This window comes from Pseudomonas alcaligenes (assembly GCF_014490745.1).
Taxonomy (GTDB): Bacteria; Pseudomonadota; Gammaproteobacteria; order Pseudomonadales; family Pseudomonadaceae; genus Aquipseudomonas; species Aquipseudomonas alcaligenes_C.
Window position 1 is genome coordinate 242338 of record NZ_LZEU01000001.1, and the last position, 16629, is coordinate 258966.

At 65.0% G+C, this 16629-nt stretch carries 18 protein-coding genes; 5 read left to right on the forward strand and 13 right to left on the reverse strand.

All coding sequences use genetic code 11. The annotated features are described in order from the left end of the window. Nucleotides 1-118 precede the first annotated feature (118 nt). Complete coding sequence (locus tag A9179_RS01100) at nt 119-1024, reverse strand: LysR substrate-binding domain-containing protein (protein ID WP_187804022.1); 906 nt, start codon at nt 1022-1024, stop codon at nt 119-121. 156 nt (nt 1025-1180) lie between these two features. Here A9179_RS01100 and ycaC point away from each other — a divergent pair, with 156 nt between their 5' ends. Then, nucleotides 1181-1810 (forward strand): isochorismate family cysteine hydrolase YcaC, encoded by a 630-nt coding sequence (gene ycaC / locus A9179_RS01105; protein ID WP_187804023.1) that lies wholly within the window; start codon nt 1181-1183, stop codon nt 1808-1810. Between the two features lie 68 nt (nt 1811-1878). Here the strand turns inward: ycaC and A9179_RS01110 are convergent, their stop codons facing one another. The 7 genes from A9179_RS01110 to A9179_RS01140 all read right to left on the reverse strand — a co-directional run bounded on the left by A9179_RS01110 (nt 1879) and on the right by A9179_RS01140 (nt 8097). Beyond that, a complete protein-coding gene (locus tag A9179_RS01110) occupies nt 1879-3060 on the reverse strand; it encodes an MFS transporter (protein ID WP_187804024.1) in 1182 nt (393 codons plus the stop codon). Nucleotides 3061-3312: 252 nt separating this feature from the next. Continuing rightward, nucleotides 3313-3720: a hypothetical protein gene (locus tag A9179_RS01115; RefSeq protein ID WP_187804025.1), complete on the reverse strand. Its 408-nt coding sequence runs from the start codon at nt 3718-3720 to the stop codon at nt 3313-3315. Continuing rightward, nucleotides 3680-4585 (reverse strand): hypothetical protein, encoded by a 906-nt coding sequence (locus A9179_RS01120; RefSeq protein WP_187804026.1) that lies wholly within the window; start codon nt 4583-4585, stop codon nt 3680-3682. Before A9179_RS01120 ends, A9179_RS01115 begins: the two co-directional genes overlap by 41 nt. A 180-nt stretch (nt 4586-4765) precedes the next feature. Further along, entirely contained in the window at nt 4766-5521 is a 756-nt protein-coding gene (gene tcyN, locus A9179_RS01125; protein ID WP_187804027.1) for an L-cystine ABC transporter ATP-binding protein TcyN, read from the reverse strand. Further along, nucleotides 5521-6189: a cystine ABC transporter permease gene (gene tcyL / locus A9179_RS01130; protein ID WP_187804028.1), complete on the reverse strand. Its 669-nt coding sequence runs from the start codon at nt 6187-6189 to the stop codon at nt 5521-5523. Before tcyL ends, tcyN begins: the two co-directional genes overlap by 1 nt. Further along, the gene (gene tcyJ, locus A9179_RS01135) at nt 6186-6983 is read right to left on the reverse strand and encodes a cystine ABC transporter substrate-binding protein (protein WP_187804029.1); all 798 of its coding nucleotides are present in this window, start codon (nt 6981-6983) and stop codon (nt 6186-6188) included. Before tcyJ ends, tcyL begins: the two co-directional genes overlap by 4 nt. A gap of 115 nt (nt 6984-7098) precedes the next feature. Next, nucleotides 7099-8097 (reverse strand): D-cysteine desulfhydrase, encoded by a 999-nt coding sequence (locus A9179_RS01140; protein ID WP_187804030.1) that lies wholly within the window; start codon nt 8095-8097, stop codon nt 7099-7101. A gap of 233 nt (nt 8098-8330) precedes the next feature. Between A9179_RS01140 and A9179_RS22900 the strand changes: the two genes are divergently transcribed. The 4 genes from A9179_RS22900 to A9179_RS01155 all read left to right on the forward strand — a co-directional run bounded on the left by A9179_RS22900 (nt 8331) and on the right by A9179_RS01155 (nt 10295). Next, nucleotides 8331-8642, forward strand: a complete 312-nt coding sequence (locus A9179_RS22900; protein ID WP_262410498.1) for a rhodanese-like domain-containing protein — start codon at nt 8331-8333, stop codon at nt 8640-8642. Between the two features lie 18 nt (nt 8643-8660). Continuing rightward, nucleotides 8661-8783, forward strand: coding sequence for a rhodanese-like domain-containing protein (locus A9179_RS22905; protein ID WP_262410499.1), 123 nt, complete (start codon nt 8661-8663; stop codon nt 8781-8783). A 226-nt stretch (nt 8784-9009) separates the two neighbouring features. After that, the gene (locus A9179_RS01150) at nt 9010-9195 is read left to right on the forward strand and encodes a hypothetical protein (RefSeq protein WP_187808663.1); all 186 of its coding nucleotides are present in this window, start codon (nt 9010-9012) and stop codon (nt 9193-9195) included. Beyond that, nucleotides 9150-10295, forward strand: coding sequence for a family 2A encapsulin nanocompartment cargo protein cysteine desulfurase (locus tag A9179_RS01155; RefSeq protein WP_316851806.1), 1146 nt, complete (start codon nt 9150-9152; stop codon nt 10293-10295). Before A9179_RS01150 ends, A9179_RS01155 begins: the two co-directional genes overlap by 46 nt. Before the next feature lie 244 nt (nt 10296-10539). Here the strand turns inward: A9179_RS01155 and A9179_RS01160 are convergent, their stop codons facing one another. The 5 genes from A9179_RS01160 to A9179_RS01180 form a co-directional block, all read right to left on the reverse strand. Beyond that, nucleotides 10540-11802, reverse strand: a complete 1263-nt coding sequence (locus tag A9179_RS01160; RefSeq protein ID WP_187804031.1) for a cyanophycinase — start codon at nt 11800-11802, stop codon at nt 10540-10542. A 76-nt stretch (nt 11803-11878) separates the two neighbouring features. Next, nucleotides 11879-12640 carry a transporter substrate-binding domain-containing protein gene (locus tag A9179_RS01165; RefSeq protein ID WP_187804032.1) on the reverse strand — a complete coding sequence of 254 codons (762 nt, stop codon included), beginning with the start codon at nt 12638-12640 and terminating at the stop codon, nt 11879-11881. 155 nt (nt 12641-12795) lie between these two features. Beyond that, nucleotides 12796-14091, reverse strand: coding sequence for an OprD family porin (locus A9179_RS01170; protein ID WP_187804033.1), 1296 nt, complete (start codon nt 14089-14091; stop codon nt 12796-12798). 57 nt (nt 14092-14148) lie between these two features. Beyond that, nucleotides 14149-14472 (reverse strand): hypothetical protein, encoded by a 324-nt coding sequence (locus A9179_RS01175; RefSeq protein ID WP_187804034.1) that lies wholly within the window; start codon nt 14470-14472, stop codon nt 14149-14151. Nucleotides 14473-14558: 86 nt separating this feature from the next. Beyond that, entirely contained in the window at nt 14559-16331 is a 1773-nt protein-coding gene (locus tag A9179_RS01180; RefSeq protein ID WP_187804035.1) for a cyanophycinase, read from the reverse strand. Between the last annotated feature and the right edge of the window lie 298 nt (nt 16332-16629).

The following is a 16629-nucleotide window of genomic DNA, read 5'->3' on the forward strand; positions in this document are numbered from 1 at the left end:
ACCCCGTCACCCTGAAATTGTTCTGCTGAATTTCCGCCAGTGCCTGACGGCGGCAGTGCGTCTGCTCGGTCTCGCCTCAATATAGACCTTGCCCGGCCCATGCCCGGGTTGCGACCAGTCAGGCCATATCGCTTTGGCTGAACTCCTCGGCGAGGAAGTCGATCAGGGTGCGCACCGAGGGCAGCAGGCCACGGCGCGAGGGGAAGATGGCGTGGACGATGCCGCACTTGGGCGACCAGCCCGGCAGCATTTCCACCAGGGTGCCGGCGGCCAGGTCATCGCGTACCGCCACCCGCGGCAGGTGCACGATGCCGACACCGGCCAGCGCGCCGTTGCGCAGGGCCAGCAGGTCGTCGGTGATCATCCGCGGCTGGTGCGCGATCACCAGCCGCCCATCGTCCGGGCCCAGCAGTTCCCACTGGTAGTCGCGCTGCGCGCCCCCCCAGTGCAGGCTCGGCAGGTGCCCCAGTTGCTCGGGGCTGAAGCCCTCCGGCAGCGAGGCCAGCAGCGCGGGGCTCCCCACCAGGCACTGGGTGCTGGCGCCCAGCACCTTCATCACCATGTCGGTGTTCTCCAGCGGCGGGAAGCGCACCCGCAGGGCGACGTCGAAGCCATCGTGGAGCAGATCCACCCGGCGGTTGGTGCTCTCGATATACAGCTCCACCAGCGGGTACTTGAGCATGTAGCGGGTCAGCATCGGCCCGACCCAGGAGTTCAGCAGCGTGGTCGGGCAGGCCAGGCGCACCAGGCCGCGCGGCTCGCTGCGATTGCGCTCGATGACCTCGGCGGCGCCCTCGGCCTCCACGCGCATGGCCACGCAGCGCTGGTAGTACTCCTGGCCGATCTCGGTGAGTGACAGGTGCCGGCTGGTGCGGTGCAGCAGGCGCACGCCGAGGCGTTCCTCGAGCAGGGCGATGCGCCGGCTGAGCTTGGACTTGGGCATGTCCAGCGCGCGCCCGGCAGCGGCGAAGCCGCCTTGCTCCACCACCTGGGTGAAGTAGTAGAGGCTGTTGAGGTCTTCCATATATCGTTCTCCAAATGGAACGCTAGAGGCAATTTTTGCAGTCTAGCGCGCCAAAGGTCTCGAATTTAATCTTTCTTCCATGCAGTGACGCACTGCAAGGCGAAACCAGACACCGGCCCAGCCGGAACCCATTGAAAGCAAATCGAGGACTTCACCATGACCAACGCCACCTACAACCGCCTGGACAAAGACAACGCCGTCGTTCTGCTGGTCGACCACCAGGCCGGCCTGCTGTCCCTGGTACGCGACATCGAGCCGGACAAGCTCAAGAACAACGTGCTGGCCCTGGCCGACCTGGCCAAGTTCTTCAAGCTGCCGACCATCCTCACCACCAGCTTCGAAACCGGCCCCAACGGCCCGCTGATCCCCGAACTGAAAGAGCTGTTCCCGGATGCGCCGTACATCGCCCGCCCCGGCCAGATCAACGCCTGGGACAACGAAGACTTCGTCAAGGCGATCAAGGCCACCGGCAAGAAGCAGCTGATCATCGCCGGCGTGGTTACCGAGGTGTGCGTGGCGTTCCCGGCGCTGTCGGCGATCGAGGAAGGTTTCGATGTGTTCGTCGTCACCGATGCTTCCGGCACCTTCAACCAGATCACCCGTGACTCCGCCTGGAGCCGCATGACCCAGGCCGGCGCGCAGCTGATGAACTGGTTCGCCGTGGCCTGCGAGCTGCACCGCGACTGGCGCAACGATGTGGAAGGCCTGGCCAAGATCTGCTCCGACCATATCCCGGACTACCGCAACCTGATCACCAGCTACAGCGCCCTGACCGCGGGCAAGTAAGCCGCACCACGAAAAAAACCGGAGCCTGATTCAGGCTCCGGTTTTTCTGTTCAGGCGCGGTTAATACCTCAATGCGAACGTTCGAAGCGCTCGCGCGTGGCCCGCAGTCGCGGCAACGGCAGGCTGACCAGGATCGCCAGCGCCAGCAGGCCGACGCCGAGCAGCGGCAGGTTGCCCAGGCCGAGGTTGATGCTCAGCCACAGGCCGCCGAAGTAGGCGCCGCTGGCATTGCCCAGGTTGAACGCGGCGTGGCTGAGGGTGGCGGCCAGGCTGGCGGATTCGCCGGCCTGTTCCACCAGCAGCAGCTGCAGCGGCGAGGAGATGGCGAAGCTGGCCACGCCCCAGGCAAACAGCAGGGCCAGCACCAGCGGCGCCACATCCATGCACAGATACAGGCCGAGCAGGCACAGGGCGCTGCCGCCGAAAGCCAGCGGCAGGGCGAAGCGCACGCCCTTGTCGGCCAGGCGCCCGCCGAGCAGGTTGCCCAGGGTCAGGCCGATGCCGAACAGCAGCAGCGCGGCGTTGCTGTGCGAGGCGCTGAAACCGCCGACATCGCGCAGCAGCGGGCTGATGTAGGTGAACACGCCGAACAGCGCCACCGACGACAGGCAGCACACCAGCAGGGCATGCAGCACCGGCAGGCGCAGGATGCCGCTCCAGGCGCCGCCGGCGTTGCGTGGCGGCGCCGGCATACGCGGCAGCCACAGGGCCTGGGCCAGCAGGGCGAGCAGACCGATCAGCGCGACCACGGCGAAAGTCACCCGCCAGCTGCTGGCCTGGCCGAGCCAGGCACCGAGCGGCACGCCGAGTACGTTGGCGATGGTCAGGCCGCTGAGTACCAGGGCCATGGCCGAGGCGCGCCGGTGCAGCGGCGCCAGCTCGGCGGCCAGCAGCGTGGCACAGCCGAAGAAGCCGGCGTGGCTGACGGCAGTGAGCATGCGCATGGCGATCAGCCAGTGATAGTCCGGGGCCAGGGCGCAGCCGAGGTTGCCCAGCGCGTAGCTGCCCATCAGCCACAGCAGCGCCTGTTTGTGCGGCAGGCGGCCGAGCAGCGGGCCGAGCAGCGGCGCGCCGATCACCACGCCCATGGCGTAGGCGCTGACCAGCAGGCCGGCGGCGGCCAGGCTGACGTTGAGGTCGGCGGCGACTTCGGGCAGCAGGCCCATGATGATGAATTCGCTGCTGCCGACGACAAAGCCGCCGAGTGCCAGGGCCAGCAGCGGCAGGGAGAGCAGGGTACGCGGGTGCATGGCGGCGATCCGGAAAAAACGGGCGAGCGAGGTAAAAAACTGTCCGACTGCTCAGGTTGTGCGGGGCCGCGACTATACGCGATCAGGCGCTTTCCCGGGCGACCAGTCGGCAGCACGGCAGATTCAGGCGCGGCGTCGGCCACGCTGTTCTGCACGAAGGCGATGAATCGGTAGCCCTTGTCCAGTCGTAGGGCGGGTGCAACCCGCAGGATCCCTCTCGCGGGTTGCACCCGCCCTACGCGAGCGATCCGTTCAGTCCGGGGTCAGGGCTTCCGGCGGCTGGCCGGGGGTGAAGTGCAGCTCGCTCAGGGCCAGGTTGCGGAAGGGCTTGAGCGAGGTGTCGGCCTCGATGGAAAACACATGGCCGCCCACTGCCCAGACCGATACCGAGGCCGCCAGCGCGCCGGCGCTGAGCAGGCCGCTGCCGAGGATGAACTCCTCGCGGTTGTCGAACAGCACGGCCGCCGGCCAGTTCACCCGCAGCCAGCGCATGCGGTAGAACTCCACTTCGCGCCAGTCGAGCAGGCGCTGCACCTTGTTGATCAGCTGGACTTGTTCGGCGAACGGCTGGCGCAGCCTGGCCGGCAGGCCGGCGCCGACCTGGGCCAGGATCAGCCGCTCATAGGGCAGCAGGCGGGCGGGAAAGTCTGCCATGTTCATGCCCATCTCCCTGTACGCGAGGTTCTGCAGCAGACGCTACTGAATAGCCGGGCCTGCTGTCCATCGGCGCGACGGTCAGCGTGCATCTGCTGCTGACCCCGCTGCAGGCCTGGCCTCCGGGCAGGGCGGCCAGGCGTTCGCTCAGGCTGCGCGCGTGGCGGCTGATCACCAGGGGTACCAGCGGCTTGCCGGAGCGGCCCAGGCGCGCGCGTCCGGCATTGTCGAAGTCGCCGAGGGCGGCACGCAGGTAGCGCCAGTCGGCCTGCACCCGGCGTTCCTGGCCGGGGATCTGCTGTTCCAGCAGGGGCATGGCCTGGCCCATCTCATTGTCGAGGCTGGCCAGCAGCTGCTCGCCGCTCTGGTTGACGTAGTGCGCATCGGGGCTCGGGGTGATCTCGAAGTAGCCGAGGTAGGCCTGGCCGACGTACTGGGTGGCCAGGTATTCCAGCTTCAGCGCGGTACCCAGCGGCGTCTCCGGTGTCTGCCCGTCGCGCGCCTCGGCGGCCTCCAGCAGGCCGACCAGGGCGCGGCTGAGCTGGCCGGGATACTGCCAGGGCAGGTCGTCTTCGCGGGGGCCGAAGGTCTGGCCTTCGGCGAGGCTGGCGAGCAGCTGCTGGTAGGGCTGCTGCAGGGCTTGCTGGTTGTCCGGGGCGAGCTGGGCAAAGGCAGCCTGCAGGGCCGCACGGTCGCCGTCGTAGCGCTGCTGGTGCTCGGGTTGCAGGCCTTCGCCGCGCAGCAGCATGAAGCTGTTGGTGGTGCGGCAGGCACTGAGCTGCAGCAGCTCCAGCTGGGCTTCGGCCTGGGCCGGCTGAAGGATGAACAGGGCCAGCCAGAGGCCGGCCAGCGACAGGGGAAATCGGCGCATTGTGGTTCTCTTCAATGAGGGGCGCGGGTGCCGCGGGGCGGCCCGGATTTCACGTGCAGTAGCGTGCCGCGCGAGTGGCGGCCTCGGGACTCTACGACGCAGGCAGGCCCCGGCCTATTGCCGAAAAGGCATGGCCATGCGTTTCGCTGATAGTGGCAAAGTGGCGCTACGGCGGGGCTTTCAGGCCTGGTGGTCGAGGAGGAACTTGCTGAGGAACTGGCGCGTGCGTTCTTCCTGCGGTGCGCTGAACAGCGCCTTGGCCTCGCCCTGTTCGACTATCACCCCGTGGTCGATGAAGATCGCCCGGTTGGCCACGTCGCGGGCGAAGCTCATCTCGTGGGTGACTATGACCATGGTGCGTTTTTCCTCGGCCAGGCCGCGGATGGTGGCGAGCACTTCGCCGACCAGTTCCGGGTCGAGCGCCGAAGTCGGCTCGTCGAACAGGATCACATCCGGCTGCATGGCCAGCGCGCGGGCAATCGCCACCCGCTGCTGCTGGCCGCCGGACAGGCGCTTGGGATAGGCGTCTTCCTTGCCGCCCAGGCCGACCTTGGCCAGCAATGCGCGGGCCCGTTCGATGGCCTGGCCGCGCGGCTCCTTCTTCACCTGCACCGGGCCTTCGATGACGTTCTCCAGGGCGGTGCGATGGGGGAACAGGTTGAAGTTCTGAAACACGAAGCCGACGTGCTGGCGCAGCTGGCGGATCAGCCCCTGCTGGGCCTTGAGCGGCTGGTCGGCATCGATGTGGATGGCGCCGACGCTGATCTGCCCGCCGCTGGGTTGCTCCAGCAGGTTGAGGCAGCGCAGCAGGGTGGTCTTGCCCGAGCCGCTGGGGCCGATGATCGCCAGCACTTCGCCGGGGGCGATGTCGAGGTCGATGCCCTTGAGCACCTCCTGGCCCTTGAAGGATTTTTTCAGGTTGCGCACGGAAATCATCAGGCGTCCTGCTCGTGGCGGTTGACCCGGTCTTCCAGGCGACCCTGGAAGTACGCCAGCACGCTGGCCAGCAACCAGTAGATCAGCGCGGCGGCCAGGTACATGGTGAAGATCTCGAAGGTGCGCGCGGTGATCAGCTGCGCCTGGCGGAACAGCTCCGGCACCTGGATGGTGGCGGCCAGGGCGGTGTCCTTGACCAGCGAGATGAAGCTATTGCCCAGCGGTGGCAGGGCGGTGCGCGCGGCCTGCGGCAGCACGGCGCGGTACAGGGTCTGTGCGCGGCCCATGCCGATGCTGGCGGCGGCTTCCCACTGGCCACGGTCGATGGAGGCGATGGCGGCGCGCAGGATCTCGGCGGTGTAGGCCGCCATGTTCAGCGAGAAACCGATCAGCGCGGCCGGCAGTGGATCGAGCTGGATGCCCAGCTGCGGCAGGCCGTAATAGATCATGAACAGCTGTACCAGCAGCGGCGTGCCACGGAAGAACGATACGTAGATCCGTGCCAGCCACTGCAGCGGCCAGTAGCCGTACAGCCGCAGCAGGGCCAGGCCGAAGCCCAGCAGCAGGCCGAAGAACATCCCGCCGAGGCTGAGGATCACCGTCCACAGAGCGCCCTTGAGCAGGAAGGGCAGCGAGTCCAGGGCCAGCTGCAGGCTGCTGTCGATCATTGGGTGACGTCAGCCTTGAACCATTTATCGGAGAGCTGTTTCAGGGTGCCGTCGGCGCGCAGCTTGGCGATGGCGTCATTGATCGCGGCGAGCAGTTGCGGGTTGCCCTTGCGCAGGGCGATGCCGGCTTCCTGGCGGGAGAAGGCGTCACCGGCCACGGCCAGGCGGCCACCGGTTTTCTCGACGATTTCGAAGGCGGCCAGGCGGTCGACCAGGATCGCGTCGATGCGGCCGACATTGAGATCCTGAAGCTTGGTCGGATCATCGTCGTAGGTACGAATGTCGGCTTGCGGCACGTTGTCTTTCAGCCACTGCTCGTAGTTGGTGCCGAGGCCGACACCGACTTTCTTGCCGGCCAGGTCGGCGGCGCTCTTGATGCTGTCGCCATCGGCCTTGCTGGTCAGCGCCTGGATGCCGGAGACGGTGTAGGGCGTGGAGAAGTCGTACTTCTGCTTGCGCTCCTCGGAGATGGTCACCTGGTTGATCACCACGTCCAGGCGCTTGGATTCCAGGGCGGCGAGGATGCCGTCCCACTTGGTCGGCTGGAACTCGGCCTTGACCCCCAGCTGCTTGGCCAGGGCGTTGGCGAAGTCGACCTCGAAGCCGGTCAGCTGGCCGTTTTCATCCTGGTAGTTGAACGGCGGGTAGGTGCCTTCCAGGCCGACCTGGATCGCCCCCTTGGCCTTGATCTCGTCCAGCAGGTCGGCGGCGGACGCCGGGGCGATCAGGCTGGAGCCGAGCAACAGGCTCAGGCTACCGAGGAGGAAATGACGACGCAGAGTAGTGAATTTCATGGCAGGCCTCTCGCTGGGCGGGGGTGAAAGTCGGGCAACTCTAAAGCCGGATTTTTATTCGATAAAATAATTAGAAATTATCTAGTGCTTTCTTAGTGGAATATGCAGGCAGCGCTCACAGCGCCCATGGATGATAGGCGAACAGCGCCGGGGCGCCGCCCGTATGCAGGAACAGCAGCGGCCCGTTGCCGGGGAAGGTGCCGCTGGCCAGGCCATCGAGCAGGCCGGCGAAGGCCTTGCCGGTGTACACCGGATCCAGCAGCAGGCCTTCCTGCTCGGCCAGCAGGCGGATCGCCGCCAGGGTGCCGGCATTCGGCTCGCCATAGCGCGGGGCGAAATGCTGATCCCACAGCTCGATGTTCAACCCGGCCGGTAGCGCTACCCCGAGCAGCTCGGCGGTGCGTTGCAGCAGGCCTTCGACCTTGGGCCGCTGGGTCGCATCCGGGCGCGACACGGTGACGCCGACCACCCGGCTGCCGGGGCGCGCATGCTCCAGCGCCAGGGCCAGGCCGCTGTGGGTGCCGGCACTGCCGGAGGCCAGCACCACGGCGGCGAAGTTCTCGCCGCTGGCCTGCATCTGCCCGGCCAGCTCCAGGCCGGCGCGCACATAACCGAGGGCTCCGAGGGCGTTGGAGCCGCCTATGGGCACCAGGTAGGGCTTGCGCCCCTCGCTGCGCAGGCGCTCGGCGGCGGCCTGCAGCAGCGCGTCGGCATTGTCCAGGTTGGCCACTGCCTGCACTTCTGTGCCAAACAGTTCGAGCAGCAGGCGGTTGCCGTTGTTCAGGTAATTGTTCTCCACGGTGCCCAGCGGATTCTCCAGCAGGGCCAGGCAACCCAGGCCGAGCTTGGCCGCCAGCGCGGCGGTCTGGCGTACATGGTTGGACTGGATGGCGCCGGCGGTGACCAGCACCTCGGCGCCCTGGGCCAGGGCTTCGGCAGCCAGGTATTCGAGCTTGCGCGCCTTGTTGCCGCCGAGAGCCAGTGGGGTGAGGTCGTCGCGCTTGATCCAGATATCGCGGTTCAGATGGCGCGACAGGCGCGGCAGGTGTTCCAGCGGCGTGGCGCTGGGGATCAGTTCGAGACGGGGAAAGCGGGCGAGGGCGTCGGTGAGCATGGGGGCAGCGCTATGCAAACGGGAGAGAGGGTTGAATGTAGATGATCGGGCTCGGTGCGTCCTCGTTGCCACGACTCTTGCGGGGCTGGCGTGCGCATCGATTTATATTCATTAAAGTTTGGCAAGAATAATAAATAATTATTTTTTGGAATATGAGAGAGGCATAGAGTGGCTCTCAACGCGGCGCGGCAGCCCTTCTGCCCAGCCCCGACTAGCCAACTAGAGGACGAGCCATGCCTGCCCCCGCTCAGCTATCCGCTGTCAGTACCCAGCGCCCCGTCGACTTGCGCGCGGTGCTTGCTGTGACCCCCGAGGAACTACTCGAGCGCGGGCGTACCCGTGGCCGCGAAGCCGGCAACCTGTATGCCGGCAGCTTCTATCCGCCGGAGGCCTGGGCCCTGGTGCAGGCCGGTACGGTGCAGCTGGTGGATGTGCGCACCGCCGAGGAACTGAAGTTCGTCGGCCATGTGCCGGACAGCCTGCACGTGGCCTGGCAGACCGGCCCGGCGATGATCAAGAACCCGCGCTTCCTGCGTGAACTGTAGAACAAGGCCGGCCGCGACGTGCCGCTGGTGCCGCTGGTGCTGCTGTGCCGCAGCGGCAAGCGCTCGGCCGCCGCCGCCGCCGCAGCCGCTGCCGCGGCGGCCGGCTTCAGCCAGGTGTTCAACGTGCTGGAAGGTTTCTAGGGCGACCTCGATGCCCAGCAGCAGCGTGGCGACTCCGGCGGCTGGAGGCTGTGGGGCCTGCCTTGGGTACAAGACTGACACGGGGGAAGGGGTTGCTGCGCGTCGGCGTGACTGCGTTAGAACTGGCCTCGCTCTAGCTCGCTAACCCCTTGAATGTGCTTAACCCGTTTTCTTCATCGTTATCGTTTTGGGCAGGCCGCCCATGGGCGGCCGGCAAGGAGCCCGCATGTCCAAGAAACTTTCTGCCGAGCTCGACGGCCTCACGCCAACTCCGCTGGATGCCGTGGCCAAGCCGGTCAACTGGCAGCTCGACGAGATAGTCGGGCAACTGCGCGCGGCGCGTGCCGAGTGGGCGGCAAGCCGCTGGTGTGGTTCGACAACGCCGCCACCACGCAGAAGCCGCGCCAGGTGATCGAGCGCATCAGCTACTTCTACGAGCACGAGAACTCCAACATCCACCGCGCCGCGCATGAGCTGGCAGCGCGTGCCACCGACGCCTACGAAGGCGCGCGGAGCAAGGTGCGGCGTTTTCTCGGAGCGCGTTCGGAGGAGGAGATCATCTTCGTGCGCGGGGCCACGGAAGGCATCAACCTGGTGGCCAACACCTTCGGCCGCAAGTTCATCGGCGCTGGCGACGAGATCATCGTCTCGCACCTGGAGCACCACGCCAACATCGTGCCCTGGCAACAGCTGGCCGCCGAAGTGGGCGCGAAGATCCGGGTGATTCCGGTGGACGACACCGGGCAGATCATTCTCGAGGAGTACGCCAAGCTGCTCTGCCCGCGTACCAAGCTGGTGTCCGTCACCCAGGTCTCCAACGCCCTGGGCACGGTGACGCCGGTGGCCGAGATCATCGGCCTGGCCCATGCGGTCGGTGCGCGGGTACTGGTGGACGGCGCGCAGTCGGTCTCGCATCTGCGGGTCAACGTGCAGGCGCTGGATGCCGATTTCCTGGTGTTCTCCGGGCACAAGATCTTCGGCCCCACCGGCATCGGCGTGGTCTACGGCAAGAAGGATCTGCTGGAGCAGCTGCCGCCCTGGCAGGGCGGCGGCAACATGATCGCCGACGTGACCTTCGACAAGACGCTGTACCAGCCAGCCCCGGCGCGCTTCGAGGCCGGCACCGGCAATATCGCCGACGCGGTGGGCCTGGGCGCGGCGCTGGACTATGTCGAGCGCATCGGCCTGGAAAACATCCAGCGCTACGAGCATGACCTGCTGGTGTACGCCACCCGTGGCCTGCAGGGCATTCCCGGCCTGCGCCTGATAGGTACCGCTGCGCACAAGGCCAGCGTGCTGTCCTTCGTGCTCGACGGCTACCGCACCGAGGAAGTCGGCGCCGCCCTCAACCGCGAAGGCATCGCCGTACGCTCCGGCCACCACTGCGCGCAGCCGATCCTGCGCCGCTTTGGCGTCGAAGCCACGGTGCGACCATCACTGGCGTTCTACAACACCATCGGCGAAGTCGATCTGCTGGTGGCCACCGTACAACGGCTGGCCAGCCGGCGCTGAGGCGTTAAAACAAAAGCCCCCGATCCACAAGATCGGGGGCTTTTTATTGGGTGGCTTCGGCCAGATGCAGTCACTTGCTTATCGAACGTGCCAGACAGCTCATGCATCCGCGATCAGGTAAGGAGCGACAGGGATCGCCACCTACCCGCATCCTTTGATACCTGCGATATCTGTGTGCGCTGACCGCGTTGCGAGGTCGCACTTTCCTGCTTCCAGGCTGAGCCTGGGTGGCCGCTCAGGTTCGTCAGTTTGGCAGCATGTCCACCAGCAGGCGCAGGTAGGAAGTCATCGCCTGGCCTCCTACGGTTCCTTTATAGCCCTGGCTGTCGAACGTGGTGCTCTTGACCAGGTTGACGCGGTAACGTGGGTTGGTCTCATAGGTGCGGCCCAGGGTGCTGGTGGAGCGGCTGTTGAAGAGGTCGGCACTCACTTTGACGAACTCGCGCGGCTTGTTACGACCATTGCTACCGCTGTTGTTCGGGCTGCTGAAAATATCGCCGGTAGCGGTCATCGCCGAGCTGTACTGCTCGCGGCCACGCAGGCTGGTTTTTGCGCTGGCAATCACGAACTGCCCACTATCCGGACGGTACTTGTCGCCGCTGGTCAGGTAGCTGGCCAGCACGTCGTACAGGGCCCAGCTGCTGCCGCTGCCAAGCTCGGCATTGCGCAGGTCGAAGATAAACACACCGCCCGTGCCGATCACCTCCATTTCCATCTGGCCGAGGCTGGCATTGTTCTGCACCAGCAGACCGGTGTTCTCGTCCACACCGAAGGCGAACGGCACGTTGGTGTAGTCAGCCAGGCGCACGATGCGGCCCTGGCGACCGCGCTCGCTGAAGTGGGTATCGAGCAGGCCGTAGTTGAAGAAGCCAAAGCCACCGTCTGGGTCATAAGACAGATCATCGCCAGAAGGCGTGGTGTACGGCCCATAGCGCAGCGCCTCGTAGCTCTCCCCGCCGGTCACCATCGGCCCGCCGACCATGATCGCCGTACCGGCGCTGGTACCGGCCAGCACGGCACCTGCCGCGTACCGGCTGCGAATGGCCGCCAGGGCGGGGGTGTCGCCACGACTGGCGGTCTGCAGGGTCTGCACCAGGCGGGACTGGTCGCCGCCGCCGAAGAAGAAGCCGGTCATGCCGTTGATCTGGCTGACTACCGTCGGATTGCTGCTGTTGGCGATGTTGTCCAGGTCTATGGGAATCCATTCCGCCTTCACCGCGCCGTAATTTTTCAGCAGGTTGGCGTAGTACGCCCCGTTGGCCTTGGAGTTGGAGGCGCTGGCAGTGCCAGCATTGGCATCCTGGCTCTCGGGGATGGAGGCGGCAGTGATTACGCCGATCTTGGCCTGACCGCTACCGCCGGCCAGCTGGATGAAGCGTTGGTAGATGGCCGTGTTGTCGTCCTTGAGCCCACCGCCAACCAGCAGCAGCGCTCCAGCTGCGTGGCTGAAACCGGGGAGCAAGGCGAACATCAGGCCTGCCAGGCGACACAATTTACTCAGTCTCATCTTCAGTTCTCCGTGGCTGCAGTCAGCTGCAGCTTTGTTGTGGATGTTGTGCAACGGGTACTGCGAAAACTGCCCATCAATAGACGCTGAAGCGGGGGAAGTACTGCCGCTCGATGCGGCGATACACGCCGTTCTCGAGGATCACGGCCAGGGCCTGGTCGAGGCGTGTACGCAGGGCGTCATCGCCCTTGCGCACGGCGATACCCTGGCCCTTGCCAAAGAACTTGGGTGCCTTGACGGCGTTACCGACGCGCTCGAAACCCTGGCCAAGCTCGGACTGCAGGAAGCCGAAGTAGCCTGACACCGCGTCGTCCAGAACAAGATCCACCTCACCACGCTGAAGGGCCTGGTAGGTCTCCGCGGCACTGGCGAAACGCACGATGGGCAGGAACGCCTCGTAGCGGGCGGTGAGGAATCGGTCATAGGTGGTTTCGCGCTGTACGCCGATGCGTTTTCCGATCAGGCGCCGCGGGGTGATGATCACCTCGTTGACCGTGTCCTCACGGGCGAAAAAGAATGCCGGGGTGTGCGCGTAGTGGTGGGTGAAGTCCACCAGGGCCTGGCGTTCTTCGGTGATCGACATCGAGGCCAGGATCAAGTCCGTACGCTGCTCCTGCAGCGCAGGAATCAGGTCGTCCCAGGCAAAGCGCTGCAGCTCGCAGCGAGCCTGCATCTGCACGCACAGGGCGTTGGCGATGTCGACGTTGAAGCCTTTGAGGCGCCCGTTCTGGTCGATCTCCTCGAAGGGTGGGAACTGTCCTTCCATGGCAATGCGCAGCGTTTCGGCCTGGGCCGAAATCGCCATGAACATGGCAAGCAATAGACTCACAAATCGCATGGTTCACTCCTGGAAGAAAAAAGGCGCCGGGCAGGCGCCTCAAGGTCAAAGGAGCAATCGAGCAGACCTCGAATCAAAGCTGCCGAACTCCGCGCATGAGGTACGGAGGCCGGCGCCCTAGGGTCGGCCCGCAATTGGAAGTGCGGGCCGCAACATCAGAGGATGCTCAGCGGGTAGTCGACGATCACCCGGAACTCGTGCAGATCGCCTTCGCCCTGGTCGCCATTGGCGTAGTGGAAAGCCTGGCGCAGGCGTACCGAGAGATCCTTGGCTGGACCTTCCTGAACCACGTACTTGATATCGAGGTCGGTCTCGCTGTGCTTGCCATCGGCACCGTAGTAACCGACGTAGCCGCCATTCACATCGGCGTCGGTACCATCGATGTCGCTACCCTTGACGTACGTGACCTTGGTGGTCAGGCCGGGAACACCCATGCCAGCCCAGTCGTAGCCATAGCCGATACGCCAGGACTTCTCGTTGGGCGCGTTGAAGTCGGAGTACTGCATGGAGTTGGCGAGGAAAATCGAGTCGCCACCGACATAGTCGAACGGGGTGTCGCCGTTGACACGCTGGTAGGCCAGCAGGATCGAGTGCGAACCCAGGCCATAGGTGGCTGCCAGGCTGTAGGTGGTGTTGCTGATGTCACCCTGCAGGGCATCACCGGTATCGCTGGTGCGGTACAGGTTGAAGTCGAAGTTCAGGCTCTGCCCTTCGCTGATGCCCAGGGTGTAGTTCAGGTTGCCGTAGTACTGGTTCCACGTATCCTCGAAGCGCGAGGCATACAGGCCCACGGTCAGGTCGTCATTGACGGTGTACCAGCCACCGGCGAAATCGATGGTCTCGCCGATCTCACCGCTGCCGTAGTTGAGGTACAGCTCATCGTCGCTGTTGGTCGAGTTGCGGTTGTTGTAGGCGGTGAAGTGGCCCGCCTCCAGCGCCAGACCGTCGATCTCGCCACTGGTCACGTGGAAGCCCGTGGCGGTTTCCGGCAGCAGGCGGCTATGCGCGGTGGCGAATACCGGCGCCTCGGTACGCATCTCGCCGTACTTCAGCACGGTCTCGGAGATACGCAGCTTGGCGGCACCGCCGGCCTCGCCGTATTCATCCTGGGCACGCCCGTCGTCGCCGACCGGCAACAGCCCGGTACCGGTACGCCCGCGCCCGCTGTCCAGCTTGATGCCCATGTAGCCGTAGGCATCGGCGCCGAAGCCGACGGTACCCTGGGTGAAGCCCGAGGCGAACTCGGCCATCACGCCGTGCGCCCACTCCTCGCGGTAACTCTGGCTCCCCGGCTTGTTCTTGAAGTCGCGATTGAAGTAGTAGTTGCGGTTCAGCAGGCTCAGTTCGCTGTCTTCGACAAAGCCCTTGGCGTCAGCCTGGCCGGCCAGGGCCAGCTGGGTGCTGGCCGCCGCGACCGCCAGGGCGAGACAGCTGAATTTCACGAGGTTCATGCCTTACTCCATTGTTAGTGTTGTTGGCGGGCCCGAGGCCCATTGGGTTTTGCTAGGTCAGACAAAGAGTTCCGTAGTGAACACCTCTGGACGACTGCCCCGGCTGATGACCGCCTCCAGGCACAGGGTCGATTCGCCATCCGGCCAGCACACGAAGTAGCCGGCCGTCTTCGGCTGCTTGAGCTTGAACTTCCACTCGAGCTCGGCGAGTCCGCCGACATCGCGCCAGCACTGCTGCAGGTCGATCACGGAAAAGAATCCGGCCGGTGTCTGCACCCGCTCCAGCACGCGAGCCTCGGCGGCTAGCAAGTCCTGGGTGGCGATCTCGTGCTCGTGCAGCAGCTTGTCCAAGGCGAACAGCTCCAAATTGTTCAGTTGCATCGGTAACTCTCGTTTTTGCTTTTTTGCGGGCGACAGCCGCCAATCCGCCCTGCGCGGCAGGGCGAAGTCGGCGTTGCTTCAGGTGATCAGCTCGGTTTGGCGAGTCCGATCAGGCGGGCGAGGCTGTGTGCAGCCTCTTCCCGGCTGATGGTTTTCTGCGGCTGGAACAGGCCGGAGTCAGCGCTCATCCAGCCTTCACCGACCAGCAGTTCGGCGGCTTCGATCGCGGCAGGGTCGACACCGTTCAGATCCTTGAGCGAAGCGCGGCGCTCCAGGCTGGTCTTGGTGAAACCCTCGACCAGCGCCTTGCAGGCCAATGCCCATTCCGCCCGGGTGACTTCGCGCTGGCCCTCGAAACGCTCGCCGCTGGACAGCCAGCCATTGGAGACTGCCACCTCGATCTGCTCGCGCAGTGGGTGCCTGGGCTCGATATCGGCAAGTTTGGGCAGCTTGTCCAGAACCGGTTCGGCGGCCAGGGTCATCTGCAGGGCATTGGCCAGCTCGTAGCGGGTCAGCGCGCGCTTGGGTTCGAAACGGTTGTCGCTGTTGCTGGTCATCAGGCCGCGGAAGCTCACCGCGCGCACGGCGTCAGGCCAGCGACTGGCGACGGTGTCCTGGGGATCGCTGCGCGCCGGATCGTGGAGCAAGGCATCCACCGGAGCGATGTCCAGTCGCACGTTCTGCACCGTGTAGTTGGTCAGCGAGTCGTCGAAGCGGCTGTGCGCCTGGAAGCCAGTGTCCTCGCTGAACTCGAAGCGATAGCCGTAGTGATAGCCGTTGGCCGGGTTGTAACGGGTCATCAACCCGAGCTGGCGGGTAGCCGTGTTGTCGGCCAGGCCGTAAAGCACCGCGCGCGACATGGCGGATACCGCGGACATATCGGTGAGCAACTGGTTGCCCACCAGGTATTCGTTGCCGCTGGCGATTGCTTCCTTGCCCTCGGCAGGCTGCACCTTGCCGCTGGCAAGGTCGTAACGGTCGCCGCGGCCGAGCATGGCCAGGTGCACGTTCTGCAGGCGTGTACCGTACAGGCCGAACTGTTTCTGCGCCTGGCTGGCATCCATCACCGTCAGGTAGCCCTCGCCCAATACCTGCAGCTGGCCACCGGGCTGCACCCAGATTGCCGTGTTGGTATCCAGGCCGAAACCCTTGGCTGGCCGCTGGCCAACCAGATAGCTGGCCATGCGCGCCGCGCGGCCGGTGCTGGTTTCCTCGATCTGGTCGAAGTGCTGGTCGATGATGCCGGCCTGGAACAGGCCGGCACCTTTGAGCAGCGCCGTGCCGCGCTGATCGGCCTTGGCCGCCACGCCGAAGTCGAGGGTATCCATGACCACGCCGTAAGCGGTCGGCATGGTCGCCCCGAGAATGCTCGCCCCGGCGCTGGTGCCGGCGACTACACCGCCCTTGTCGAACACCTGGCGTACCGCTTTCAACGTCAACGATTCGCTGCCGTCGGCGTTGTACAGGGCGCGGGCGATGCGCGCCTGGTCGCCACCGACGAACCACACGGCGCTCGCCTCGTTCAGCGGCTTGAGCACCGCCGGGTCGTTCATGGTGCTCTGATAGTTCTGCTTGTCGATACCGACGATGCTGATCTGCGCTGCGGGTACGCCCAGGGCCTGCAGCTCGGCCTGGAAGCGTTTGCTTGAACCGAGGCTGCCGCTGGCCGTGGGCATGATGGCGATGTGCGCCCGCGCGGTGCCGCCGGCCAACTCGATGAGCTTCTGGTACACCTCGGTATTGCTGGCTCGCAGCATGCCGCCGACAGCCAGGAGGTGGCCTTCGGCCTGGGTCGGCGCGCAATGGCCGGCAAGAATCAGGGCGGCGAGCAGCGCGCCCGGCTTGGTCTGCATTCTCATTTCTTATTGCTCTTCTTCTGAGTACGGAGTGTTTGGCACACAACGAATTGACTTGTTTATTTTCATAAATAAGACAATTTGAAACGTTGTATACCAATAAAATTCCGCAATCAACCCCAGCGAGCAGGAACAAAATCGACCAAAAAGACAGATTTATGAGCGCATAACCGCTCTAAGGCGGCACTTTTATCCATGCTGCCCGCGTGAAATTATTTTTTCACAAAACAACATCATTGACACAATATTGTCTTGCCTCTAGCTTTTGCTGACACAAAACGTGTCACCCCTTGCTCGCAAC

Coding starts and splice junctions, on each gene's coding strand:
- A9179_RS01115 (WP_187804025.1), bottom strand. CDS start 3,720: ATGAACATGGCAGACTTTCCCGCCCGCCTGCTGCCCTATGAGCGGCTG.
- ycaC (WP_187804023.1), top strand. CDS start 1,181: ATGACCAACGCCACCTACAACCGCCTGGACAAAGACAACGCCGTCGTT.
- A9179_RS01140 (WP_187804030.1), bottom strand. CDS start 8,097: ATGCTCACCGACGCCCTCGCCCGCTTTCCCCGTCTCGAACTGATCCCC.
- A9179_RS01160 (WP_187804031.1), bottom strand. CDS start 11,802: ATGAGACTGAGTAAATTGTGTCGCCTGGCAGGCCTGATGTTCGCCTTG.
- tcyL (WP_187804028.1), bottom strand. CDS start 6,189: ATGATCGACAGCAGCCTGCAGCTGGCCCTGGACTCGCTGCCCTTCCTG.
- A9179_RS01175 (WP_187804034.1), bottom strand. CDS start 14,472: ATGCAACTGAACAATTTGGAGCTGTTCGCCTTGGACAAGCTGCTGCAC.
- A9179_RS01100 (WP_187804022.1), bottom strand. CDS start 1,024: ATGGAAGACCTCAACAGCCTCTACTACTTCACCCAGGTGGTGGAGCAA.
- A9179_RS01165 (WP_187804032.1), bottom strand. CDS start 12,640: ATGCGATTTGTGAGTCTATTGCTTGCCATGTTCATGGCGATTTCGGCC.
- A9179_RS01110 (WP_187804024.1), bottom strand. CDS start 3,060: ATGCACCCGCGTACCCTGCTCTCCCTGCCGCTGCTGGCCCTGGCACTC.
- A9179_RS01170 (WP_187804033.1), bottom strand. CDS start 14,091: ATGAACCTCGTGAAATTCAGCTGTCTCGCCCTGGCGGTCGCGGCGGCC.
- A9179_RS01150 (WP_187808663.1), top strand. CDS start 9,010: ATGTCCAAGAAACTTTCTGCCGAGCTCGACGGCCTCACGCCAACTCCG.
- tcyJ (WP_187804029.1), bottom strand. CDS start 6,983: ATGAAATTCACTACTCTGCGTCGTCATTTCCTCCTCGGTAGCCTGAGC.
- tcyN (WP_187804027.1), bottom strand. CDS start 5,521: ATGATTTCCGTGCGCAACCTGAAAAAATCCTTCAAGGGCCAGGAGGTG.
- A9179_RS22900 (WP_262410498.1), top strand. CDS start 8,331: ATGCCTGCCCCCGCTCAGCTATCCGCTGTCAGTACCCAGCGCCCCGTC.
- A9179_RS01180 (WP_187804035.1), bottom strand. CDS start 16,331: ATGAGAATGCAGACCAAGCCGGGCGCGCTGCTCGCCGCCCTGATTCTT.
- A9179_RS01120 (WP_187804026.1), bottom strand. CDS start 4,585: ATGCGCCGATTTCCCCTGTCGCTGGCCGGCCTCTGGCTGGCCCTGTTC.